Genomic DNA, 428 nt, shown 5'->3' on the forward strand with positions numbered 1-428 from the left:
AAGGAGATTATCAATCAGATAGAGAAAGAAGCAGGACCTGGTACAGTAACAGTAGTAGAGAAAGACGGCGACTTTATCTTTAAGTGGAAGGATGAGAAAGGTGATGAAAAAGAGACAACGATTAAGGATATAATCTCTAAGTTTGAAACCTTAACCTCATTGACAGGGTCAAATGACGGAGATAAAGCTTTATTGGTATATAAAGATGAAAACAAAGCTATTCAGAATGTAGACTTAACAGTCTTGTTACAAAATAGTAATGTGTTCCAAGAATTCTTGAAAAACTTTGTTAGCTCAGTAAGTGTAGATCAAACGATTACAACAATTGTAGCAGAAGAAGTAGCAGGAAAACGCACAGGAAACTATGATTACTTTAACGAGGATCGTGCTACAGCTGGATATGCACCAATGCGTATTTCAGTAGTTAG

1 pseudogene is annotated in these 428 nt (G+C 36.0%); it reads left to right on the top strand.

Annotation, left to right across the window (positions count from 1 at the left end):
- A pseudogene (locus CF599_RS19615) lies at positions 1-428 on the top strand (hypothetical protein); the annotation flags it as partial.

This window comes from Myroides sp. N17-2 (assembly GCF_002286775.1).
GTDB lineage: Bacteria > Bacteroidota > Bacteroidia > Flavobacteriales > Flavobacteriaceae > Flavobacterium.